23 protein-coding genes are annotated in these 23,284 nt (G+C 67.9%); 8 read left to right on the top strand and 15 right to left on the bottom strand.

Annotation, left to right across the window (positions count from 1 at the left end; genetic code table 11):
* Positions 1 to 5 precede the first annotated feature (5 nt).
* Together AC1VNM_RS17665 and AC1VNM_RS17660 are read right to left on the bottom strand one after the other, a co-directional pair.
* Positions 6 to 2,627, bottom strand: a complete 2,622-nt coding sequence (locus tag AC1VNM_RS17665; RefSeq protein WP_483107790.1) for a phosphocholine-specific phospholipase C — start codon at positions 2,625 to 2,627, stop codon at positions 6 to 8.
* Positions 2,628 to 2,731: 104 nt separating this feature from the next.
* A complete protein-coding gene (locus tag AC1VNM_RS17660; protein WP_483107789.1) occupies positions 2,732 to 3,832 on the bottom strand; it encodes a porin in 1,101 nt (366 codons plus the stop codon).
* A gap of 524 nt (positions 3,833 to 4,356) precedes the next feature.
* On the opposite strand from AC1VNM_RS17660, the gene AC1VNM_RS17655 reads away from it, so the two are divergent.
* Complete coding sequence (locus AC1VNM_RS17655; RefSeq protein ID WP_483107788.1) at positions 4,357 to 5,190, top strand: GNAT family N-acetyltransferase; 834 nt, start codon at positions 4,357 to 4,359, stop codon at positions 5,188 to 5,190.
* Positions 5,187 to 5,468: a hypothetical protein gene (locus AC1VNM_RS17650; protein ID WP_377160349.1), complete on the top strand. Its 282-nt coding sequence runs from the start codon at positions 5,187 to 5,189 to the stop codon at positions 5,466 to 5,468. Before AC1VNM_RS17655 ends, AC1VNM_RS17650 begins: the two co-directional genes overlap by 4 nt.
* A gap of 30 nt (positions 5,469 to 5,498) precedes the next feature.
* Here the strand turns inward: AC1VNM_RS17650 and AC1VNM_RS17645 are convergent, their stop codons facing one another.
* Positions 5,499 to 6,194 (bottom strand): hypothetical protein, encoded by a 696-nt coding sequence (locus AC1VNM_RS17645; protein WP_483107787.1) that lies wholly within the window; start codon positions 6,192 to 6,194, stop codon positions 5,499 to 5,501.
* Between the two features lie 166 nt (positions 6,195 to 6,360).
* On the opposite strand from AC1VNM_RS17645, the gene AC1VNM_RS17640 reads away from it, so the two are divergent.
* Entirely contained in the window at positions 6,361 to 7,155 is a 795-nt protein-coding gene (locus AC1VNM_RS17640; RefSeq protein ID WP_483107786.1) for a phosphodiesterase, read from the top strand.
* Positions 7,156 to 7,333: 178 nt separating this feature from the next.
* Here AC1VNM_RS17640 and AC1VNM_RS17635 read toward each other — a convergent pair whose 3' ends face one another.
* The 12 genes from AC1VNM_RS17635 to AC1VNM_RS17580 form a co-directional block, all read right to left on the bottom strand.
* Positions 7,334 to 7,720: a hypothetical protein gene (locus AC1VNM_RS17635; protein ID WP_483107785.1), complete on the bottom strand. Its 387-nt coding sequence runs from the start codon at positions 7,718 to 7,720 to the stop codon at positions 7,334 to 7,336.
* Between the two features lie 9 nt (positions 7,721 to 7,729).
* On the bottom strand, positions 7,730 to 8,023 hold the full coding sequence (locus tag AC1VNM_RS17630; protein WP_483107784.1) for a putative signal transducing protein: 294 nt from the start codon (positions 8,021 to 8,023) through the stop codon (positions 7,730 to 7,732).
* A gap of 66 nt (positions 8,024 to 8,089) precedes the next feature.
* On the bottom strand, positions 8,090 to 9,625 hold the full coding sequence (locus tag AC1VNM_RS17625) for a tryptophan halogenase family protein (protein WP_483107783.1): 1,536 nt from the start codon (positions 9,623 to 9,625) through the stop codon (positions 8,090 to 8,092).
* A gap of 28 nt (positions 9,626 to 9,653) precedes the next feature.
* Positions 9,654 to 10,682, bottom strand: a complete 1,029-nt coding sequence (locus tag AC1VNM_RS17620; RefSeq protein WP_483107782.1) for a cupin-like domain-containing protein — start codon at positions 10,680 to 10,682, stop codon at positions 9,654 to 9,656.
* Between the two features lie 22 nt (positions 10,683 to 10,704).
* Positions 10,705 to 11,187 (bottom strand): TonB-dependent receptor domain-containing protein, encoded by a 483-nt coding sequence (locus tag AC1VNM_RS17615; protein ID WP_483107781.1) that lies wholly within the window; start codon positions 11,185 to 11,187, stop codon positions 10,705 to 10,707.
* Complete coding sequence (locus AC1VNM_RS17610) at positions 11,157 to 13,721, bottom strand: TonB-dependent receptor (protein ID WP_483107780.1); 2,565 nt, start codon at positions 13,719 to 13,721, stop codon at positions 11,157 to 11,159. The genes AC1VNM_RS17615 and AC1VNM_RS17610 overlap by 31 nt, the downstream gene beginning before the upstream one ends.
* Before the next feature lie 272 nt (positions 13,722 to 13,993).
* Positions 13,994 to 15,082 carry an ABC transporter ATP-binding protein gene (locus AC1VNM_RS17605; protein ID WP_483107779.1) on the bottom strand — a complete coding sequence of 363 codons (1,089 nt, stop codon included), beginning with the start codon at positions 15,080 to 15,082 and terminating at the stop codon, positions 13,994 to 13,996.
* 13 nt (positions 15,083 to 15,095) lie between these two features.
* Complete coding sequence (locus tag AC1VNM_RS17600; RefSeq protein ID WP_483107778.1) at positions 15,096 to 16,517, bottom strand: GH1 family beta-glucosidase; 1,422 nt, start codon at positions 16,515 to 16,517, stop codon at positions 15,096 to 15,098.
* Positions 16,518 to 16,565: 48 nt separating this feature from the next.
* On the bottom strand, positions 16,566 to 17,438 hold the full coding sequence (locus AC1VNM_RS17595) for a carbohydrate ABC transporter permease (RefSeq protein ID WP_431100098.1): 873 nt from the start codon (positions 17,436 to 17,438) through the stop codon (positions 16,566 to 16,568).
* A 21-nt stretch (positions 17,439 to 17,459) separates the two neighbouring features.
* A complete protein-coding gene (locus AC1VNM_RS17590; protein WP_483107777.1) occupies positions 17,460 to 18,395 on the bottom strand; it encodes a carbohydrate ABC transporter permease in 936 nt (311 codons plus the stop codon).
* A gap of 15 nt (positions 18,396 to 18,410) precedes the next feature.
* Positions 18,411 to 19,694 carry an extracellular solute-binding protein gene (locus AC1VNM_RS17585; RefSeq protein WP_483107776.1) on the bottom strand — a complete coding sequence of 428 codons (1,284 nt, stop codon included), beginning with the start codon at positions 19,692 to 19,694 and terminating at the stop codon, positions 18,411 to 18,413.
* A 268-nt stretch (positions 19,695 to 19,962) separates the two neighbouring features.
* The gene (locus AC1VNM_RS17580) at positions 19,963 to 20,985 is read right to left on the bottom strand and encodes a LacI family DNA-binding transcriptional regulator (protein WP_483107775.1); all 1,023 of its coding nucleotides are present in this window, start codon (positions 20,983 to 20,985) and stop codon (positions 19,963 to 19,965) included.
* Between the two features lie 244 nt (positions 20,986 to 21,229).
* Between AC1VNM_RS17580 and AC1VNM_RS17575 the strand changes: the two genes are divergently transcribed.
* From AC1VNM_RS17575 to AC1VNM_RS17555, 5 genes are all read left to right on the top strand, one after another.
* Positions 21,230 to 21,580 (top strand): hypothetical protein, encoded by a 351-nt coding sequence (locus AC1VNM_RS17575; protein WP_483107774.1) that lies wholly within the window; start codon positions 21,230 to 21,232, stop codon positions 21,578 to 21,580.
* A gap of 67 nt (positions 21,581 to 21,647) precedes the next feature.
* Positions 21,648 to 22,010 (top strand): hypothetical protein, encoded by a 363-nt coding sequence (locus tag AC1VNM_RS17570; protein WP_483107773.1) that lies wholly within the window; start codon positions 21,648 to 21,650, stop codon positions 22,008 to 22,010.
* A 22-nt stretch (positions 22,011 to 22,032) separates the two neighbouring features.
* Positions 22,033 to 22,413 (top strand): hypothetical protein, encoded by a 381-nt coding sequence (locus tag AC1VNM_RS17565; protein ID WP_483107772.1) that lies wholly within the window; start codon positions 22,033 to 22,035, stop codon positions 22,411 to 22,413.
* A gap of 136 nt (positions 22,414 to 22,549) precedes the next feature.
* Entirely contained in the window at positions 22,550 to 22,873 is a 324-nt protein-coding gene (locus tag AC1VNM_RS17560) for a hypothetical protein (RefSeq protein WP_483107771.1), read from the top strand.
* Positions 22,874 to 22,893: 20 nt separating this feature from the next.
* The gene (locus AC1VNM_RS17555) at positions 22,894 to 23,253 is read left to right on the top strand and encodes a hypothetical protein (protein WP_483107770.1); all 360 of its coding nucleotides are present in this window, start codon (positions 22,894 to 22,896) and stop codon (positions 23,251 to 23,253) included.
* Positions 23,254 to 23,284: the final 31 nt, after the last annotated feature.

The following is a 23,284-nucleotide window of genomic DNA, read 5'->3' as shown; positions in this document are numbered from 1 at the left end:
GGTTCTCACAGGGTGCTGAAGAGCTGGTACCAGACGCGGTAGTCCGCTTGCGTGATGCACTTGTCGCCGTCCATGTCGGCCAGCGGCTCGAAGCGCGTATCGCCGGCGCAGCTGCCGATGGCGTTGCGCAGCGTGTCGCGGTCGGCGGCGGTGACGGCGCCGTCGGCGTTCACGTCGCCGTTCTTGCGGATGCGGACCGACAGGCGCGGCGCGGCTTCGCCGTAGCCGTCGTTGAGGAACAGGCCGAAGAAGTAGTCCCCTTCCGGCTGACCGGCCAGCGAGAACACCTGCGATCCCGACGGGCTCGCCACGTAGTTCCACTTCAACGAGCCGGGGCCGCCCGGCGTCATTCCGACGCGGTAGAGGCCGATCCAGTTCGTCGTGCTCGACGGCAGCCCGGTCCAGCTCAGCGACACGCCGCCGCCGATGCGCACGCGATCGACGTCGGCCTTGAACGTGGCGGTCGGCGTGCTCGGCGGCAGCACCGGCGGCGCGTTCCACGTGACCTGCGCGAGGCCGTTCAGCACCGGGTCGGTGAAGTCCAGGCCGGCGCCTTCGACGTGACCCGCCAGGCGGCGCAGGAAGGCGTTGTCGCCGTCGACGGTCACGACCAGGTCGTACCAGCCGTAGCTGGCCGTGACCGCGCGGACATGGTCGCGGCTCGAGCCGGCCGGCACATCGACCGTGACGACGGTCTTGTCACCGTAGGCGTTGTCGACGATGCGGAAGCGCATGGCCTGCGTGCTCGCATTGCGCAGCGTCAGCGTGACGCTCGCGCTCGCGGGTTGTTCCTTCAGGCTGGTCGCGGCCAGACGGCCGATGCCGTCGAAGCTCATGCGGAACTCGCGCAGGAAGCCGTTGTCGCCGTGCACGGCGAGCTGCATCGGCGCGCTGCTCCAGTTCCAGACTTCCTGGTCGATGCGCTTGCCCGGCTCGACGGTGTAGTGCCACGGGCCGTCGGTGCGCAGCGTCGAATAGACGATGAACGCCGCCGTGACGCTGCCCTCGTTGGCGAAGCTCAGCGCGAACTGGCGCGCGTTGGTCGCGGCGATGCCGTCGACGGTCGAGCGGTACGGCAGCGGCGCCGCGCGGCGCGGGATGCCGCTGGCGGCCTTCTCCTGCCGCGGCAGGCTCTGGTTGGCCGGCGGCAGCGCGTCCTTCGTGCCCCAGCCCTTGAAGTACACGGCGTTGGCCGGCACGCTGGACGGGAACTCGGCGCCGCCGGACTTGAAGTCGAAGGCGCTGGTCATGTCGCCGCAGACCGCGCGGCGCCACGGCGAGATGCCGTTGCACTGCACGCTGCTGCGCGGGTGGCCGAGGGCCACGAGCCATTCCTCGGTGAAGCGGATCAGCGAGGTGTGGTCGAACAGCTGCGAGCAGACGCGGCCGCCCTTGCTCCACGGTGAGATCACCATCGTCGGCACGCGGGGGCCGAGGCCGATCGGCTGGCTGTTGGCGATCTCGCCCTGCGTGGCGTTGGTCATCGTCGTGCGGCCGCGGTCGGTGTTCAGCGGCGCCATCACCGACGGCATGTGGTCGAAGAAGCCGTCGTTCTCGTCGTAGGTCAGGATCAGCGCGGTCCTGGACCAGACCTCGGGCGTCTGCACCAGTGCCTGCAGCAGGCGCGCGGTGAAGTTCTCACCGGCGTTGGGCGTGTCGTCGGGGTGCTCGCAGTACTCGGTCGGTGCGCAGATGTAGGACACGCGCGGCAGGTTGCCGCTGCGCACGTCGGCGGCGAACTGGTCGATCAGCCACTGGCCGGTCGTGCCCGGCGCGTTGGCCTGGGTCGATCCCGCGGCCAGCGCGCGGCCCTGGCGATACAGCGGCGAGGCGCTGGTCAGCTTCTGCCCGTTCGCGTCGGTGCGGAAGTTCTTGAAGTACTGGAGGTAGTTGTCGCCGTAGTTGTCCCACTCCTGGTAGACCTTCCAGCTCACGCCGGCGGTCTCCAGGGTCTCGGCGTAGGTCAGCCACTCGTTGCCCTTGGCGGCGGGGTTGTCGTTGGCGATGTCGCCGTTGTAGGTGCCGTTGGTGACGTTGTAGAGCCGGGAGTCGGAGATCCCGGTCACGACCGCGTTGCTGTGGCCGGTGAGGGCGTAGAAGCGGTTGGGATCGGTCGGTCCGAAGATCGAGCAGTGGTAAGCGTCGCAGACGGTGAACGCGTCGGCAAGGGCGTAGTAGAAGGGCAAATCGCTGCGGTCGAAGTAGCCCATCGTGCGGGGCGACTTCTTCGACACCCAGACGTTCCAGTCCTTCCACGCGGTCTCGGTGCCTTTCCAGCTGTGGTCCAGGCCGACGCGCAGCGCGTTGGTGTTGCGGATGTCGAAGTGGTAGGGCAGGACCTGCGAGCCCAGGGCGGTGCCGGGCTGCATCCACACGGGCTGGCCGGAGGGCAGGGCGATGGGGCGCGGATCGCTGTAGCCGCGCACGCCGGCCAGCGTGCCGAAGTAGTGGTCGAAGGAGCGGTTCTCCTGCATCAGGATGACCACGTGCTCCACGTCGGCGAGGGTGCCGGTGGCGTTGTTGGCCGGCGTGGCGAGCGCCTTGCGGAGGGTCTGCGCGAACGAATGGCTGCTGGCCATGCCGGCGACCGCGGCGGTCAGGAAGGACCGGCGGGATGTCGTGCTCATGAAGCTTCACCTGGGAGGTCGTGAAGCGCGTGATTTTTTTCGCGGAGGAAGTCAGCAGCGTGAAGGGATGAAGTAGCGCGTGCGATGGGGGTCGCACGCTGACGTCAGAAGCTGTGCCGCAGGCCGGCCTCGCACCCCTTCGAGTCGCCGCCCGCGGGCAGACCCGGGGGGCCGCCGGGAACCACCGCGGCCGCCCGACCCTTGTTGCTGATCCAGGACGCGGTGGTGTAGAGGGCCGTGCGCTTGGAGAGGCTGTGCACATAACCCATGGCGAGCTGGGTCGACGCGTTGCCGTCGATGCTCGTCGCGCCGACCCGCCCGTCGAACTTCGCCCGGTTGATCGAGAACTTGAGCTCGCCGGCCACGCCCAGCGGGACGACGGCGCCCAGCAGCATGAGCAGCTGCTTGGCATCGGCGTACTTGAACACGCGCAGCGCGCCGGAGAACTTCGCCCCGGCGAGGCTGACGGTGCCGCCGATGCCTGAGTCCTTCAGCTTTCCGGCCGTCGTCAGGTCATTCTCGATCTGCGCATGCGCCACGGAGATCTCGAAGGTCGGTGCCGTGTAGCCCAGCCGGGCGCTCGTCAGCTTGTGCTGTGCATTGGCCGAGAGACCGCCTTCGCCCGCCGCCACCATGACGACGCCCTCCACGCCGCCGAGCTCGCCAGGCAACACGTATTGCACCGCGTTGCTGGAGCGGACGGTGGGGGCGAGTCCGGTGCCGAACGCCGACCGCACAGGCCCCACCGCGGTGGTGTTGATGAAGTTGCCGGCGCTGGCGGCGCCCGTGTATCCGAACGGGTCGAACCGCGCCCAGTTGGTGAAGTTGGGTGTGTAGTCCCGGCCGAGGCGAACTTCACCGAGCTGCTTGTCGGCGATGGCGACAATCGCGCGGCGGTCCCAGAACTGCGACGCGGACGCCTGCGTCCCCGAATCGACGAGCACGCCGTGCTCCAGGTTGAAGGAGGCCGTCAGGCCCCCGCCCAGGTCTTCGACGCCGCGTACGCCCAGGCGGCTGGTCATGCCGCTGCCGCTCACGAGCAGCTTGATCGAGCCGACGGCGTCGTTGTGGACGTAGCGCATGGCGGAGTCGAGGATCCCGTAGAGCGTGACGGTGCCCTGCGCGTGCGCCGGTGTCGCGATCAGGGGCAGCGTGGCGGCGAAGGCACCCAGGAAGGGGACCAGGGAGGACGGTGGCTTCTGCATGATGCTCTTTCTCCAATGCGCCGTGGCGCTCTCGATCGTTGACGGGTTGAGGACTCGGACAACTGGGACCAGGCATGGCTCCGCCCATGGCGGAGGCATCCGCCATACGCTGGGTCGGTCAAGGGAGGGCTGGCGGAGCGCGAGTGGGACACGAGGCCCGCGGCCTCGATGACCTGGCCCAGGTCATCGATCCGGCGGTGTGGAACCGTGCCAGCCCTTCAGGCGTGGAGGTCGAGGGCTCAGCGCCGGTGGCGTCGAAGCGATCCGGGGCAGCGAGGCTTCTGCGGTCGGGCCGGAGCGGGCGCGTCAGGCGCGCCGACGCTGATCGTGATCGCCGCGGCCAAGGCGCTGCCGGCCCAGCGTTCGATCTGAAGCTGCTGCATGTTTGTCTCCAACGCTTTCTTATCGTGGGGCGTACTCTAGGGAGCGCTGAGCTACTCGGGAATTCGAAAGATAAGATCAACCTATCTGGAATGCCGATCAATCCCGCCACTGAGCCAGCGACTTCTCACGCCGTTGATGCCATGTCCGCAGTCTCCGACCTGCTCGCCGCTTACGACGCGCAACTCCGCTCGGAGGCCGAGACGCCGAGCGCGATTGCGGTCGCGCTGTCGGGGCCGCTGCGGCTGGTGACCTTCGCGCGTGGGCGCGGCTTCGTGACCTACCGGGATCTCGGCGGCGCCGATGCGACGGAGATCCGGCGACTCGTCGGAGCCGCGCTGCGGCACTACCAGGCCGACCCCGCCATCACGCACGTCGAATGGAAGTCGCGGGGGCATGACCTGGCACCGGGGCTGCACGAGGCGCTCATCGAGCACGGCTTCGAGCCCGATCCGCCGGAGTCGATCATGGTCGGCGAGGCGCGGCTGCTGGTCGCCGACGTGCCCTTGCCCGCGGGGGTGACGATCCGCACCATCCGCGAACCGCGGGAGGTCGCGCGCATGTGCGCGATGCAGGCCGAGGTCTTCGGCGACCTTGATCCGGAGCCGATGACCCTGTCGCTGCTGGAACGGCTGGCGCGCAACGACGGCATGTCCTTGTGGATCGCCGAAGCCGACGGCGAGCTCATCACCGCCGGGCGCCTGGAGCCCGTCGCGGGCACGGCCTTCGCCGGCATCTGGGGCGGCGCCACGCGCCCGGCCTGGCGCGGACGAGGCGTCTACCGCGCGCTGACGGCCGCGCGTGCGCGCGCCGCGCTGGCGCTGGGGAAGACGCTGATCCACAGCGATTCCACCGACTTCTCGCGACCCATCCTCGAGGCCTCAGGTCTGGTGAAGGTGTCGACGACGACGCCGTACAACTGGGAGCGCCAGACGGTCCGTGGTGTCACGCCCTCTCCCCTTCGGTCGCGGGAATGATCTCTCGCATCGGAACTGCAGTTTCCTGGCTTGTCGGCCCGGCGCTTGCCGCCGCCCTGATCACCTTCGCCTTGGTCGGAGGAGGCGGCCCCGGGTTCGTGCTTCTGGCGCTGGTCGTCGGTGCGTGGTTCTTGGTGGGGGTTCCGCTGGCGCAGGCCCTGCTGCTCAGGACGCCGAGATTCAAGGGGCGTCACTTCGAGGCATGCGGCATTGCGCTGCTGATCGGCCTGAGCGCGCTGCCGCTCGTCGCGATCCTTGGCAACTTCAACATCTGTTGAGCGCATGCACGGCGCAGGCCGATGCGCCCCTCACTTCGCAGGATTCTCATCCGGGTCCTGCATGCCCCCGGCGGCGTGGCTCCCCGCCGCCCCGAGTCCAAGTCCCGCACCGAGTCCACCTGCGCCCGCAGCGCCGCCTCCAGCACCGCCGCCGCCGCGTGACCCGCCTTCACGCCCTCCGGCTCCGCCTGCCTTGCCGCCGCCCGCGGGCCTCAGCGGCCCCTGCTTCGGAATCACGACGGACGCCGGGATCGGATCGAGCTCCAGCACCTCGCGGATGAAGTCGCGCAGCGAGGCGACCAGCGCCGCGGTCTCCACCGGCTTGCCCGTGACCATGTCCTGCGCCGCCTGCGCGGCGAGCCGCACCTGCTCATCGGTGCCGAGCAGGATGATGTCGGACAGGGCGGCCTCGACGGCATCGCGCATGCGTCGCGCGCGGTCGGAAGCGCCGATCGCCATCGTGCCCGGCTCCGCGAGCTGGCGCAGTTCCCGCAGATGGCGCGGGTCGACCGCGAGCGTGCCGGTGAACGATCCGCCCAGCGTCTTGTACGCGGCGATGAGCGTCTTCAGCCGCTCATTGATCTGGCGGTTGGCGCGCTCGCGCCGCTGCTGCACCGACTGCATCACGAGCAGTCGCACGCCGACGGCGATGAGCGACACGATGACCAGCCCGTTCAAGGTCGAGAGCATCGTCTGCCAGGAAGTGAAGTCGAGGGCGCTGCGCATGGATGGATCTCCGGGATGGCGGGCCTGGGCAAGCCGAAGGCCCGGCACGTGCGGGTACGCCATCCGGCTTATTTCCCGGGTGCGTCGACCCATTCATCATGCGCGTCACGATGTCGCCCCGGCACGCAGGCGCCGTGTCTCGTTCTCATCCCAGTGGGAGCTTCCCATGCTCATCGGGCACCTTTCCGATCCTCACGTCCGCCCGCGCGGCCAGCTCTACCAGGGCGTCGTCGATTCGAATCAGGCGTTGCGTGAGGCGATCGACCATCTGCTGCGCATGGACCGACAGCCGGACCTGATCCTGGTCACCGGTGATCTGGTCGACGAGGGACGGCCCGACGAATACGAGGTCGCTCGTGAGCTGCTCGACACGCTCGGCCTGCCGTATCTGGTGATTCCCGGGAATCACGACCATCGCGAGCAGTTCCGTGCCGCGTTCGCCGATCTCGGCTATCTGCCCGGCGAAGGGCCGTTGCACTACTGCATGGACGACTATCCCGTCCGCATCATCGGTCTCGACTCCTGCGTCCCTGGCGCGCATCACGGCCATATCGACGAGGCAGGACTGCGGTGGTTGTCGGAGACCCTCGCGAGCGATCGATCCAAGCCCACCCTCGTCATGCTGCACCACCCGCCTTTCGCTTGCGGGATTCCCTACATGGACGAGTACCGCTATCTCGACCCGAGTCCGTTGGCGTCGGTGCTGGATCGATGCGCGAATGTCGAGCTCGTCCTCTGCGGTCACGTTCATCGCCCGATGCTGCGGCGCTGGGCCGGCACCGTGGTGTGCGCCTGCCCCAGCACCGTGACCGAGATCGACCTGCAACTGCATCCTGCGGCCGCGCCCAGCAGTCATGCAGGTCCGCGCGGCGTGATGCTTCACCTGTGGGAACCGGGACTCGGCATGGTCAGCCACTTGTCGCAGATCGGCGCGTTCGCGGGGCCCTATCCCTTCGCGTGACGACCAGCCGCGCCCCGGTCAGAAACCCGGAATGCCCCGCCGTCGCAGGATGACGTGCGACAGCGCGAGGGCGACGCCGGTGGAGGCGAGGCGGGGGCGGTCATGCGCTTTCAGTCCTGGTCGTGGAACGATTCGGTGTGCTTGCCATGGTCTTCGGTCAGGGAACCAGACTGGGCGCTTATTGGCAGGACGCGACCTGCGCGCCGCGCAGCTCCCGCTCGCCGATGTAGCGCTCTTCGTCGCCGCAGTTGGAGCGCATCGACATGATCAGCGCGAAAAACAGGAACGCGATCATCAGGAGGACGGAGGTCACGATTTTCGTCGTCAGATGCATGCGCGTCCTGAAGATGAGGAAGGCCATCATCAGTCCGGCGACGATGAACGACCACGACGACAGCTCGTGCCAATGGTCGCTCCTGAATCGTCCGGGCATCTGTTCGGCAATCTGCAGACTGCCTACGGTGACGGCGAACGGCGCCGCGGCGACAGCCACGTACAGCGCGGCAGTGAGCACGCGTGACAGCACGGTAGGCTCTTCGTTCAAAGGTTCTTCGGAAACGGTCATCTTCAGGCATCAGCTCTTGGCTGCGAGATCCTCTTCCGGGTCGTCGTCGAGCCGGTAAGCGCCGGACTCGAATTCCGAGATGGTCCTGCGCGCGGCCGCAGCTTCCGATGCCGGGACCAGTACGCGCACGCCGCCGAGCGCCGGCGTCAGCAGCGAGTAGTTCCGGACCATGTGTTCGTCCGCGAGGTGCGGCGAGAGGTGGGCGGCTTCCAGCACCCCCTTGAGCAAGTGGGCTTCGGTCGGTGAGTTCAGCGTCGCGACGCAGACGAAGTCATCGGATGTCGGCTCGTTGTGTTCTGGCATGGATCCTCCCAGCCGCGAAGCTTAAATCGCTTTGCGACCGGGGCGACCCGTCTGGATGCTTGGCGATCACACGGGCACCGCCGCCCTCGGTGCCATCGCCGCCGGCGCATACCGCGTCACATACTGCTGATGCCCCGGCATCTGCGCCACGGTCTTGTCGATGCGCGCGGTGATACCGCCGAGGAAGCCGGCGAGCTCTCGATCCCCCATCAGGTCCGCCGACGGATGATGCTGCTCCGGCACCAGCCCCTGGCCGAGCATCACCTGCACCCACGAGTTCTCGGTGAACAGCTCGTTGGGCACGCGGAACACGCGCCCCGTCTCGCGGAACAGGTCCAGCCGGTGCTGCAGCGAGGCCGGCACCGGCATCTCCCGCATGGCCTGCCACATCGGTGAATCCGTCCGCTGCTGCACGTGGTAATGCAGCACGATGAAGTCGCGGATGTGCTCCAGCTCGTAGCGCATCTGCGCGTTGTACTCGTCGATGTCGGACTGGCGGATCCCGTCCTTCGGGAACATCTGCAGCAGCCGGATCGCCGTGCGCTGGATCAGGTGGATGCTGGTCGATTCCAGAGGCTCCAGGAACCCGCTCGACAAGCCCGCGCCGACGCAGTTGCGCTTCCACACCACCTCGCGCTGGCCCGGCTTGAAGCGGATCACGCGATGCGGTGTCAGCACCTCGCCGGCGATGTTGCCGAGCAGCGCGGCGCGCGCCGTCTCGTCGTCGGTGTAGCGGCTGCTGAAGACCACGCCGTTGCCGACGCGATGCTGCAGCGGGATCTGCCACTGCCAGCCCCACGGATGCGCAATGGCGCGCGTGTACGGCACGGCGTCGCGCACCGACGCCGTCTGCAGCGCGATCGCGCTGTCGCAGGGCAACCAGTGCGACCAGTCCTCGTAGCCGACCCCCAGCGCCTGGCCCAGCAGCACCGAGCGCATCCCCGTGCAGTCGACGAAGAGGTCGCCCTCGATCTCCGTCCCGTCCTGCAGCTTCAGCGCGCGGATGTCGCCGTCGGGCTGCATCAGCACCTCGGCGATCTTGCCCTCGAGGCGCTTCACGCCGTAGCCCTCGCTGAACCGGCGCAGGAACTGGCCGTACAGCGTCGCGTCCAGGTGGTACGCGTAGTTGATGCCCTCGTCGGGCAGGTGCGCGAACTTGTTCTCCTTCGCCGCGCGCAGCTCCAGGCAGTAGTCGCCGTAGTCCGACGCGAGGCCGCGCTCGCGGCCCTTCAGCCAGAAGTGCTGGAAGCCCGCCGTCCAATGGTCGACGCCGGTGTTGCCGAACGCGTGGATGTAGCTGGCGCCCAGGTCGCGCCAACCTTCGAACTGGATGCCCAGCTTGATCGTCGCCTGCGTCGCGGCCATGAACTCACGCTCGTCGAGCCCGAGCAGCTGGTGGAAGGTCAGCATCGTCGGGATCGTCGCCTCGCCGACGCCCACCGTGCCGATCTCGTCGGACTCGACCAGCCGGATGTCCAGCTGCTTGCCCAGGTGCTTGGAGATGCAGGCCGCCATCATCCAGCCTGCGGTGCCGCCGCCGGCAATGACGACGCGCTTCACCGGACGGCGCGGGGTGGGGGGCTCTGGCGAGGTGAAGGTCATGGCGTCTCCTCCATGGGGGTGGGGGTGTTCAGCGTTGCTTGAGCCGCTGAATCAGATGTCCGCGCAGGTGGCCGGCGCCTTCCGCCGTCAGCGGGGCGAGCGCATGCCGCGCGTGCTCGGGGATGTGGGCCGCCGTGTCGGCGTCCGCGTTGAACACGTAGTGATCGAAGATCCCGCGCCACGCCGCGCGCTGCGGCGCGGGCAGGTCGCGCATCGACAGCAGCGCCTGCATGAGCGCGAACAGCGGCGGATCCATGTGCGCCGGCGACTGCCGCCACCAGTAGTTGATCAGGACGTTGAACGCATCGAGCGCCTCGACGTGATGCCACCACATGCTCGGGATGTAGAGCGCGTCGCCGGGGCCGAGCTCGGCGACCTGCGCCTGCTCGAGCGCCTGCGCGAAGCGCGGGAATCGCTCGAAGTCCGGGTGCTTCAGATCGACCAGGCTCACCGGCTGACCGGCGGGCGTGAAGTCGATCGGCCCGACGTAGAGATTGGCCAGCTGCTCCGGCGGGAACAGCGTGAAGCGCCGATGCCCGGCCGCGACGCAGGCGATGTTGTCCGGCAGGTCGTAGTGCGGCGCGATGCGGCTGCGATTGCCGAGCCACACGCTGGCCAGCGCGTCCTGCGCCGTGCCTTCGCCGGTCGCCAGCGGTGAAAGGTCCAGGTCGTTCGCGGCCCGGAAGCCCGGCAGGCAGGTGTCCACCGTCGTCGAGCCGACGTAGTAGCAGGGCGGACGTTCGACGTCGGCCAGCTTGAGCAGCGCCTCCATCAGCGCCGGCAGCGGCGCGTCGGCACGACCGAAGTTCATGCCGGTCAGGTCGTCGTTGTAGAAGATGCGGCCGTCGATCTCCGGCGGCCCCGTCATGATGGCCACCGGCGCGCCTCGCCAGCAGCCGTGCAGGTAGTCGACCGCCGCGCGGTCGGAGCGCCGCGCCTCCCGCACCATCGGCCAATGCGACACGAGGCCGCGCAGCACCACCGGCTGCGCGGCCTCGAGCAGGTTCGACGGAAGCCGACCCGGGACCAGGTCCTTGATTTCCAGGATCGGCTTCATGCGGGCAGGGGCCCTCGCGGGCTCAGAACTTGTAGCGGAGTCCCAGCATATAGCGGCGACCTGTCTGCGTGACCGAGTAGACCTCCTCCGTCGTCCGACCGTGCTGGCGCAGGATCGAATCGCCGACGTTGATCACCTCGGCCTGCAGGCTCAGCTTCTCGCTGAAGTTGTAGCCCAGGCTGATGTCCACCTGCGAGTACGGCTCCGTGAAGATCGGCGCCGAGCGGCCCAGCTGGTTGCCGTCGTTGACCGCGGCCAGGAACTTGTCGCGCCAGTTGTAGGCCACGCGCACGCTGAACCTCGCGTCCTCGTAGAAGCCCACCAGGTTGGCGGAGTCGCTCAGGCCCACCAGCGCGTACTGCTGCGCGAAGCTCGAGTTGTCGTACTTCAGTCCCGACTTGACCTTCGTGTAGTTGGCCGCGACGCCGAAGCCCGAGTTCCCGAACGCGTGCTGCACGTTCAGCTCGAAGCCCTTCAGGCTGTTGGACTGCGTGTTGGCCGGCACCGTGATCTGGAAGTTGGCGATCGGATCGCCCGGACGATCGTCCCCAGCGCATGCCCGTTGCTGTCGCCGGTCTTGGTCACGCCCGGCTGGCCGTTGTAGCGGTTGAGGATGTAGTCGCGGATGCAGGTGATGTCGCTGCCGCAACCGCCGGTGGTCGACGCCTCGTTGTAGTACGCGCCGCCGATCGGCGTGTGCAGGTTGAACGGGGTCGCGTTCTCCAGCGTCGAGCCGATGTAGTTGCTGATGTTCTTGCGGAACACACCCGCCGCCACGTAGCTCGACCGGGCGTAGTAGTACTCCAGCGAGAAGTCGAAGTTCTTCGACTTCAGCGGCTTCAGCCCCGGGTTGCCCTGCGAGCCGGTACCGCCGCTCAGGCGCGCCAGGTCGTTCAGCGTCTGCCCGCCCTGGATGGCGTCCCAGCCCGGACGGCCGATCGTCGTGCCGAAGCTGGCGCGCAGCTTCAGCTTGTCGGTGAGGTCGGCCTCCCAGTCGATGTTGGGCAGCCAGTAGCTGTACTTGCCGTCCAGCGTCGTGAAGCCCGGATCGCCCTTCAGCACCGTCAGCTCGTTGTTGGAGCCCCAGGTGATGCCCGTGGCGATCGGCACCAGCGCGCTGGAGGTGACCTTGGTCTTCTCGTAGCGCATGCCGACCGTGGCGCTCATCGGCACGCCCAGCTCCCACTCGCGGGTGTACTCGGCGTAGGCGCTGCTGGACTTCTCCGTCGTGCGGCGGTCGGTCGAGAAGACGTTGGACGCGAGGTACTTCGACGGATCGCTCCAGGACTTCGCCGCCAGGTCGCGGATGGTGCCGAAGTCGAAGGTGTAGAACTGCGTGAACAGGCGCGGGTCGCCGACGCCGCCGATCTTGCCGAAGAAGTCGCGCAGGTCCTGCGGGATCCACACGTTGTCCGGATAGTTGGCCGGGCCGTTGGCCACGCCGCCCCAGTTGTCCAGCTGGACGTTGGAGTAGGCCGAGCGGTTCTTCGCCTTGGTCAGGCCGACGCCGAAGTCCAGCTTCGATTCGTCGGAGATGTTCCAGCTGCCGCGGATCTGCTGCTGGTCGACTTCCGCCTTCATGTAGCTGTTGCGGAAGGACGAGCCCGTCACCTGCTGCAGCGCCGCGTTGCGCGTCGTCGTCGGCATCATCAGGATCGGCAGGTCCTGGCTGAAGTCGACGCCGGTCTGGCCGCGGTTGAAGCTGGCCGTGCCGATCACGTTGTTGCTGCCCCAGGGGCTGTCGGCGCCCGACTTGGCGGTGGACTTGTGCGCGTCGAATTCGAAGCGCAGCTTGTCGGTCGCCTTCCAGTCGAGGTTGAAGCCCAGCGACTTGTTGTCGTTCTTGGTGGCGAAGTCCGCGCCGCCCATGGACAGGTCGGCGTCGCCGCCCGCGATCAGCTCGGTGTAGTTGAGCGGGCCGGACACCGGGCCGCCGGTCCACGAGCTCGACGACGGGCCGAAGCTGAACCACGCCGACAGGTCGTTGCGGCGCGTGTGCACCTTGTTCTGCGAGGCCGTGTAGTCCAGCGTCGTCGTCAGCGACTTGGTCGGCGCGAACTGGAAGGTCACCTGCCCGTTCGTGCGCTCACGGCGGATGCCGTTCATGTTGTAGTTGACGTTCTGCGGCAGCGAGTAGACGTCATTGGGACCGGGACGGTTGGTGATGCGCTCCGACCCCGGCGCGCCCGGCAGCGGGATCGCGCCGTTGCCCGTCTCGTCGCCCTTGAACGGCAGCCAGCCGTTGGGCACGCCGGCGCTGTTGTAGCCGGCGTCGCGCTTCTGGTAGCTGCCGGAGACGGACACGCCGAACATGCCCTCGCCGAAGGTCGTGCTGTAGATGCCCGACACCTCGGGCGTCACGCTGTCGCCCTTGATGTTGTCCGGCAGGCGCGAGTTGCCGCCGTCATGCACGGCCTTGACGCCGATGCTGGCGATGGTCTTCTTCGTGTCCAGCGGGCGCGCGGTCTTGATGTTGATCGTCGCGCCGATGCCGCCGGTCGGGGCGCTGGCGCGGCTGGTCTTGTAGACCTCCAGCGCGGCGATCGATTCCGTGGCCAGGTTGGCGAAGTCGAAGGCGCGCGAGTTCGACGGACCCGTGTCCGCCAGCGTCGACGCCGGCATCTGGCGGCCGTTGAGCAGCACCAGGTTGAAGTCGGGGCCGACACCGCGCACGGTGACCTTGGAGCCTTCGCCCATCGAGCGGTCGATCGACACGCCCGAGATGCGCTGCATCGATTCGGCCAGGTTGGTGTCGGGGAACTTGCCGATGTCCTCCGCGACGATGCCGTCGACCACGCCGCGCTGCTGGCGCTTGAGGTTCAGCGAGGTGTCCAGCGACTGGCGGATGCCGGTGACGACGACGGTGTCGATCGTCGCGTCGGCCTTGCGCTGCGCCTCGGAGGCGGCCGCCTCGGGCGCCGCCGGCGCCTGCTGCGCATGCGCGGCAGCGGCGATGAACAACAGGGCGCAGGCGGCCGCCACGGGCTGGCGCTGCGGTCCGCGGACCTGCCGCAGTCGGGTGGGGTGGACGTGCTTCATCTTGTCTCCTTGTTATCTCTCAGTCTTGACCATGACCCCCATGCGATGGCGGGCCCGATTGTCTGCAGGGCAAGCTGGATCCGTGTATTCGGCGGTAACTTTGAAAGCGCTTTCAGAATTTATCTGCTTCAGCCACGGGACCTCTACTGACTTTCCCTAGCGAGGGGTTCGCGCCACACGGGCGCGGGGGTACTGCGGGGATCGGGGCCGGCCTCCGCGCAGGGAGGCGGGCCGGGGCAGTCCCGCACCGGGACTGCCGGGAGCGTGGCGGCTCAGGCCGCGGCCGGCACCGGAACGCGCGGCTCGAGGGCCCGCGCCTCGGCGTCGAAAGCCAGCGCGTGGTCGGCGGTGGCGATCAGGCGGACGGTGTCGCCGTCATGCAGCGACGCCGCGCCCGCGGGGAGCTTGGCGGTGAGCAGGTCGGCGATGCCGTCGACGCGCAGGTGCAGGATCGAGGTGTCGCCCAGGTGCTCGGCGAGCACGACGGTCGCGGGCACGGCGCCCTCGTCGTTGCTTGTCCCCAGAAGCAGGTGCTCGGGCCGCAGGCCCAGGCGCTGCGCCGCGGGTCGCGACGCGCCGCCGAGCGAATCCCACAGGCGTCGTGCCGCGCCGGGCGCGTTGGCCGTCGGGCGTTCGATGAAGTTGATCTTCGGCGCGCCGAGGAAGCCGGCGACGAACTCGTTGGCCGGACGGCGGTAAAGGTCCATCGGCGCGCCGAGCTGCTCGATGCGGCCCTTGTTGAACACGGCGATGCGGTCGCCCATCGTCATCGCCTCGACCTGGTCGTGGGTGACGTAGATCATGGTCGTGCCGAGCTGCTGGTGCAGCCGCGTCAGCTCGATGCGCATGTCCACGCGCAGCGCGGCGTCTAGGTTGGACAAGGGCTCGTCGAACAGGAAGACCTTGGGCTTGCGCACGATCGCGCGGCCGATGGCCACGCGCTGACGCTGGCCGCCGGACAGCTGCTTGGGCGTGCGCTGCAGCAGGTCGGTGATGCGCAGGATCTCGGCGGTGCGGCGCACCTGCTCGTCGCGCTCCGCGCGGCCGACGCCGGCCATCTTCAGCGCGAAGCCCATGTTCTCCGCGACCGTCATGTGCGGGTAGAGCGCATAGCTCTGGAACACCATCGCCGCGCCGCGGTCGGCGGGGCGCAGGTCATTGGCGCGGTTCCCGTCGATCAGCAGGTCGCCGGCGCTGATGTCTTCCAGGCCCGCGATCATGCGCAGCGTCGTGCTCTTGCCGCAGCCCGACGGGCCGACGAAGACCATGAACTCGCCGTCCCGGACGTCGAGGTCGATGCCCTGGATCACCTCGTGATCGCCGTAGCGCTTGCGGATGCCGCGCAGCGTGACTTGTCCCATGACGGTCTCCCGATCAGCCCTGGCGCGCGGTGCGCCGTTGCAAAACAAAATCGCGGTAGGCGAGCGCGCTGTCCTTCGGGGTGCGCTGTTGCGTCGCGTAGTCGACGTGCACGATGCCGAATCGTTTCGCGTAACCGGAAGCCCATTCGAAGTTGTCCAGCAGGCTCCACACCATGTAGCCGCCCATCGGCACGCCCTGCGCGATCGCGTCGCCGACGGCGGCGATGTGCGTGTCGAGGTAGCGGGTGCGGTCGGCGTCATGCACCTGGCCGTCGACGCCGACCGGATCGGGGAAGGCGCCGCCGTTCTCCGTCACGTACAGGCGCCGGGCGCCGGGGTAGTCGCGCTTGATCGACACCAGCAGGTCGGTCAGCCCCTGCGGATAGACCTCCCAGCCCATGTCGGTCAGTTCCAGGCCGCTGGTCTTGCTGTCGACCGGACCGGCCGCGCTGATCAGACCGCGCGAGTAGTAGTTGATGCCCACGAAGTCGATGGGCACCTGGATCTTTGCCATGTCGCCGGCCTCGATGTAAGGCGCGTCGTGGCCGAGGTGGTCCAGCACGTCCTGCGGATACCGGCCCTCGAAGAGCGGGTCCATGTACCAGCGGCGCAGCTTGCCGTCTTCCAGGCGGGCCGCGGTGCGGTCCGCGTCCGACTCGGTGGCCGGGTACATCGGCGCCATGTTCAGCACGATGCCGAGCGCGGCCTTCACGTTGAGGGCTCGCATCGCGGTGACCGCGAGGCCGTGGCTGAGCAGCAGATGGTGCGAGACCTGCGCGGCGATCTTGCGGTCCTTCAGGCCGGGCGCGAAGACGCCGGACTCGTGGCCCAGCTGCGCGACGACCCAGGGCTCGTTGTGCGTGGCGATGGAGACGACCTTGTCGCCGAGCCGCTTCGCGATGCCGACGGCGTACTCGACGAAACGCTCGACGGTGACGCGGTTGCCCCAGCCGCCGATGTCCTGCAGCGCCTGCGGCAGGTCCCAGTGGTTGAGCGTCAGGTAGGGCTTCATGCCGCGGGCGAGCAGGCCGTCGACGAGCTTCTCGTAGAACGCGAGGCCGGCCTCGTTCCAGTCGCCTTGCCCGGTGGGCATCACGCGCGGCCAGGACACCGAGAAGCGATAGGCATCGACGCCCAGGCGCTGGATGAGGTCCAGGTCCTCTTCCCAGCGCGTGTAGTGCTCGCAGGCGACGTCGCCGTTGCTGCCGTCGGCGATCACGCCGGGCTGGCGGCAGAAGGTGTCCCAGATCGACGGCCCCTTGCCGTCGGCGTCGTGCGCGCCCTCGATCTGGAAGGCGCTCGTGGCGACGCCCCAGACGAAGTCGGCGGGGAAGTCCTTGGCGGCGGCCGTCGGCAGCGCGGACGAGGCGGCGGTCGGCACTGCAGTCGACCCTGCGGTCGATGCGGCGGACGAGACGGGAGTGGCAGATGACATCGATGCAGGCTTTGTTGTGCGTTGGAGGAGAGGCGCAGGCGTCGGGCGTCACTTCACCGCGCCGACGGTCAGGCCCGAGATGAGCTGCCGCGAGCACAGGACGAAGAGCACGATCAACGGCAGCGTCGCGATGGCGGATCCGGCCATCAGCGCGCCCCATTCGGTGTCCACCGGGCTCTGCAGTGATCGCAGCGCCAGCGGCAGCGTGTACATGTCGGGCGAGCGCATGACGACCAGCGGCCCGATGAAGTTGTTCCAGGAGGAGATGAAGGTGATCAGCCCCAGCGTGCCCAGCGCCGGCTTGAGCAGCGGCAGCACGATGCGGGCGTAGATGCCCAGCTCCCCGCAGCCGTCCATGCGGGCGGCCTCGACCAGCTCGCGCGGCACGGCGGAGCCGATGAACTGGCGCATCAGGAAGATGCCGAAGGCGCTGGCCGCGCCGGGGATGTAGAGCGCGCGCGGCTGATCGATCCAGCCCAGCAGGTCCATGATCATGAAGCTCGGGATCATGTTCATGAAGCTGGGCAGCAGCATCGTGCCCATGACCAGCCCGAAGAGCGCCTTCTTGAAGCGGAACTCGTACATCGCGAAGGCGTAGCCGCCCATCGAGCAGAACAGCAGCGTCAGGCCGGTGTTGCAGATGCCGACGTACAGGCTCAGGCCGAGGTTGCGCCAGAAGGGCAGCCGCTTGGTCAGGATGTCGACGTTGGCGAGGAAGTCGTCGCCGAACCACATCGGCGGCGGCAGGCTGAAGATCTCGGTGCGCGAGTGCGTCGCGAAGACGAACATGAAATAGAACGGCGCCAGCATGATCAGCGCGCCGGCGCCCACCAGCAGGTAGGCGGCCCAGGCGGTCATGCGCGGCGGCTGCGCGGCGTGGGGCGCGGCGGCGTCGAGGGGGGCGTGCATCGTGGTGCTCATGGCGTTTGCTCCGGTCGGCCCTCAGTCGTCCTTGCGCCGGAACGCACGGTTGGTGAGCCACGTCAGCGCCGCCACGACGAGGAACAGCAGCCACGACATCGCGCTGGCGGCGCCGAAGTCGTTGAAGTCGAACGCGTTGCGGTAGAGGTAGACGGCCGCACTCATGCCGGCCTGGTCGGAGCCGCCCTTGCCGCCGGTGAGGATGAAGGGCTCCTCGAACAGCTGCAGCCCGCCGATGACGCTCAGCGTCACGCCGAAGAAGATCATCGGCCGCAGGCTGGGCAGCGTGATGTGGAAGAACTGCTGCAGGCGGCTGGCGCCGTCCATGGTCGCGGCCTCGTAGAGATCGGGCGGGATGGTCTGCAGCGCGGCCAGGTAGAGCACGACGTTGAAGCCGACGTAGCGCCAGAACACGATCATCGAGATCGCGGGCTTGAGCGCGTCGGGGTCGTTGAGCCAGTCGACGGCGGCCTGCGGCACCAGATGGCCGAGCAGCGGGACCTCGCGCAGCGTCGCGATGGCGAGGTTGATCAGGCCGTAGTCGGTCGAGAACAGCGAGCTGAACAGGATCGCGATCGCGACCGACGAGGTGATGTAGGGCAGGAAGTACGCGCCGACCATCGGGTTGCGCCAGCGCTTGAAGGCCAGGTGCAGGAAGGTGGCGAGCGGGATCGCGACCAGGTGCTGCGGCACGCCCGAGGCGATCGCGAGCCAGCCGGTGTTGCGCAGCGACTTCCAGAACCATTCGTCCTGCAGCGCGAAGGCGAAGTTGTCGAGACCGACCCAGTGCATCGCGCCCAGGCCGCTGGTCGGTTCCCAGCTGTGGAATGCGAGGTACAGCGAGAACAGCAGCGGGAACAGCCCGAAGACCACGAACAGCAGCAGGAACGGCGCCAGCAGCGCGTAGGGCGCGTAGCGGGGCGAGAGGCGCAGGGTTTGTGGAAGGCGGAAGCTCATCGTCGTCGTTCCGGGTCAGCGGTGCGCGCGCAGTTGCAGCAGGCGCTGCGCGTCGGCCAGGGCGGTCGGGATGTCCTTGCCGCGGTCGAGCACCTTGTCGAGTTCGGTGTCGATCACTTCCTTGGCGAAGTTGTCCTGCTTGTGCACGGGGAAGGCGCGGATGTGGTCGGCGGCCTCGCGCCAGTCGCGGCGGGCCCGCTGGCCGCCGAGGAAGGGCAGCGGCAGGTCGTAGAAGGGATCGGTCTGTGCGTCGATCAGCGCGGGGAAGGCGTCCTGGGCCTTGAAGGCCGCGAGCTGCTGCGTGCGGTTCATCGTCATGAAGCGGATGAACTCGTAGGCCATCGGCTTGCGGGCCGCGTCGCCGTGGCGCGCGATGGCGAAGAAGGTGCCGCCGTAGGCCGCGAAGGCGCCCTCGGGCAGTTGCGCCGAGCGCCACTTGCCGCGGGTGCTGGGCGCGAGCCACGTGTTCAGGTGACCGGCCAGCCAGGCGCCGGACATCTGCGTGGCGATGCCGCCGCGCTTGAAGCCTTCGGACCAGTCGGAGGACCAGGCGATGACCTTGGCGTCGAGCTGCTGGCGGCGCACGGCGCGGGCGAGCTCGAAGGCGCGGACGAAGCGCGGCGTGTTCACCAGCGGGCGCGAGTCCTTGTCGAAGAACAGGCCCTCGCCGGGCTCCAGGCCGGTGCGGATCAGGATGTCCTTCATGTCGCGGGCGTGAGCCATCAGGTAGGCGCCGGTCGCGGCCTTGATCTTCACGCCGGCGGCGACGTAGCCTTCCCAGCTCGTGGTCAGGTCGGACTCCTTGAGCCCGGCCTTGGCCAGCAGGTCGGTGCGATAGAGCAGGGCGCCCGGGCCGATGTCCGTGGGGACCGCGAGCACCGCGCCCTTGGGCGTCGTCGCCTGGTCGAAGGCATAGGCGACGAAGCGCGCCTTGTCGCGGTTCAGGTCGTAGGGCGGGCCGGAGAGGTCCTCGAGCCCGGTGCCCTGCGCGAAGCGGCCGAGGTAGCCGATCTCCAGCGCCATCACGTCCGGCAGACCCTTGGCGGTCGACAGCGCCGTCGTCATCGCGGTGTGGTGGTCGTTGAGCTCGCGGCTCACGATCTTCACCTCAACGTCGGGATGCAGTTCCCTCCAGGCGGGGAGCGCGCTGCGGACGATCTCGTCGATGGCGGGGAAGGCGGCGACGGTCAGCGTGGTCGTAGTCGTCGTGGGGGTGGTCGTCGTCGCGGGCGCGGCCGGCGAGGACGCCTGCGCAGCAACGCCTGACCCCGCCTGGGCACCGCCCAGGGTCAAAGCCAATGCCGATAGCCACCGGGCCCACTGCCGCATGCTGTCCGTCTCCGAGTTCGTTCTGTTTATGAAAGCGCTTTCATGATATCCAACGAGGCAGCGTGACCGTACCAGGGTTATCGCTAGGGAGGCGCCTTGACTGCCTGGGACAGAGCGTTGGCCGCCATTGCATGGGGCCGCAGCCGGCAAGCGGCTGAACCCCAAGCAATGCCGTCCCCCATCACTGCCGTCCTTCGACGGTTTTGCTACCGAGGACTGCGGGTGGGGGGCTCTCGCGTCAGAGGGAGCGGGTGGACGATCGGATGATCAGCCGCGGTTCAGGCAACTGAGCGGTGGGGTTCTTGTTGCCGAGCAGATCGAGCAGCGCCTGGGCGGCGCAGCGGCCCAGCTCGAGGCCGGCCTGGTGGATCGTCGTGAGCGGCGGGATGCAGTGCGCGGCGCCGGCCAGATCGTCGAAGCCGACGATGGAGACGTCCTCAGGCACGCGCAGGCCGCGGCGGTACAGCGCCAGCGACGCGCCGAACGCCATCTGGTCGTTGGCCGCGAAGATCGCGGTGAAGGGCTCGCGGCTGTCGATCAGGCGTTCGACCGCCATCACGCCGCTGTCTTCGTGGAAGAGACCCGGCAGCACCAGCGCCGGCTTGTATTTCACGCCGGCCGCTTCGAGCGCGGCGCGGTAGCCCTTCAGGCGCTCCTGCGCGTCGGGGTGGACCGGGTCGCCGGTGATGAACGCGATCTTGCGGTGGCCCTGCGTCAGCAGGTGATGCGTGGCGAGACGCGCGCCCTCGAAGTCGTTGAAGTTCAGGGAGTACAGGCTGGTCGCCTTCAGCGTCCGGCCGGTGACGACGACCGGAAGCTCCTTCGCGAGCTTGCGCAGCGACTCGTCGCTGAGCCGGCCGGTGAGCACGATGATCCCGTCGACGCGGCGCGCGCGCAGCGTGTCGATGCAGCGCTGCTCTTCCTTGGCGTTCCAGTGGCCGCTGGCGAAGAGGGGCACGTAGCCGGCGGCGTCGAGGACTTCCTCGATGCCCCGCAGCGCGACGCCGTAGTACGGGCTGTCGATGGCCTGCGTCACCACGCCCACGCTGAGCGAGCGTCCGCCGGCCAGCACGCGGGCGATCGGGTTCGGAACGAAGCCGAGGTCCGCGATCGCGCGGTCGACGGCGTCCTTCTTTTCCTGGCTGACGACGGCGGTGCCGTTGAGGATGCGCGAGACGGTGCTCGGCGAGACCCCGCTGACTTCGGCAACCATGCCCAGCGTCACCTTGGCGGGCGTGCGGGCGGACTTGGTGCTCTTCATGAGGGGGATCGCGTTGTCGGTGGGCGCGGGCGAGTGTAAGGGACGGTTGCAGGACGTTGGCAAGCGGGACGGTGACCGGGTGATGTCAGGGGCGAAGGCCGATGCCTTGGTGGGGGCACGGATTGATAAGGCAGCGTGAAGACGGTAACGTCGCGCCCCGGCGCATGGCGGGAGCCCTGCGGACACGACCTCGACAACGGGGCGATGTCGAAAAACATAAGAGATTCACTGAGGGAGTGGAACCATGAAGAAGCTGGCAAGGCTGATGGCCTTCGTCATGGCAGCGGTGCTGCCGGTGCAGGTGTTCGCGTTCGAGTGCAACGTGAAGATCAATTACCTGCTCGTGTATTCGCACGGCGATGTGAATGTGCATCACACCGGACGCAACGACTTCACCGTCATCTGCAACATCAACAACACCTACCAGGGTGTCTCGCCGACCACCTGCGCAATGTGGACCGCACTGCTGCTGGGCGTTAAGAAGCGCAATGCGATGGCGACGTTCTATTGGGGCCGGGAAGGCAGCTGCGCCACCTTGCCGACCTACGGCGAGGCGCCGGTGCCGAGCTACATCGGCGAGATGCCCGGGCCGTGAGCCGCCAACCGGCGCGTTGACTGGAATGCGGCGCCCTCAGGGGGCCAGATCAATTGGGAGAGAGGCCATGAAGCCAATCGTTTCGATCGCAATCGCGGCGTGCCTCGCGATGCTCGCGCAGTCTGCGTCGGCGGTGGAGAAGGTCACGTTGATCCCCGCGGGCGCGAACTTGCAACTGCGCGCGCACTCGAGCACGCATGTCACCGTCGGCGCACGGAAGATGCAGATGCTCTACGCGCCGGGGCTCGAGAACGGCTGCACCAGCGTCTACCTGTTCTCGGATGCCGACGTCGTGATGTACGCGACGCTGATGAAGGCTGTGATGGCCAAGGTTCCGATGACCCTCATCTACGACGTCGACCTCGACAAGCGCGGCCCTTGGGGCGATCCGCTGTCGTGCCCGTTGACGTCGGTGACGGTGACGCCGTGAACGGGCAGTGAGAGGACAACGGATGACGAAGATGAAGCGTGTGGGTGTGCGTGCGTTGGGGGCGACTGTGATTGCGGCGCTGTCGGCCGTCACGTCAGGCACTGCAATGGCGGAGACGACCGTGACCGGTCAGGTCGACCTCATGCGCACGCACGACGCGGCGTCGATCCCGGGCTGGCCGGCGCCGATGTTCTGGTTCACGCTGAAGGGCGTGACCGCAGTGGAGAACTGCGGGAAGTTCTCCAACGGTCAAGTGCTGTTCGTTGGCCGCGACCTGCAGATGATGGCCTTCGTGATGTCGGCGCTCGGCAAGGGGCTGACGCTGAACGTCAACATCGATGCGCCGGAGACCGCCAACGGCTTCTGCGTGGCGCGGCATGTGACGGTGAGCAAACCGAACTGACCGACGTATTCGAAGGCGCGCACCGGGGCGGCGAAGATGCTGCTGTACTACCAGCCCGTCAGACGGCCGATGCGCTGCGAGATCAAGAGCTTCGGTTTCGAAGCCGGCCGATGAATCATTGAGAGAGTCCGCAACCATGAACTTCAAACACTTCTTTGGCGTCTTGCTCGTCGCCCTGCTGCCCCTGACCAGCCAAGCCTATACCGAATGCCCACCCGTCAAATTGACGAAGGTCTGGAGCGACATCAACGGCAACTTCTTCATTGGCACGGTCTCCGACCTCAACGGCACCATTGATGCAGTGACCAATCCGCCGTTGGCCAAGCCGGCGATCGCAGTGGCCATTGCTGCGTACACGGCCAATCGGAAAGTGGTCATCCGCTATGCGCGAGACAACGTCAACTGTGCAGCGCCGAGTTGGAGCGAGCTGATCGGCTCCATCGGCATGGCCGGCGACTGACGCTCACTGGATCCTGGAACATGAACAGCCACCTCCGACTCCTTGCCACCGGCCTGCTGGCCGCATCCACCTCCTGTGCCTTCGCCGCCGGCGGCAACCTGCCGCAGACCGTGGTGAGCGTCGGCATGCACGACACCGGCCACGCGATGGTCGAGTACGCCGCGGTCGGTCATTCCGACGGCTGCGCGACCGCTGGTCACGAGAAGCTCGTGCTCATCGAGAAGACCAACCCGAGTTTCAAGTACATGTATGCGACCGCGCTGGCCGCCGCCGCGTCCGGCAAGAAGCTCAATGGCTGGGTCGACGGCTGCGTCGATCTGTGGGGCGACGGGCGGGTCCGCATTCCCAAAGCGCTGACGCTCGGGCTCATGGGGCAGTGAGGGCGCGAAAGCGTTCCGACACGCACAGACC

It is taken from the genome of Mitsuaria sp. MSU3D (assembly GCF_056867975.1).
This window is presented reverse-complemented; position numbering and strand designations above follow the sequence as displayed.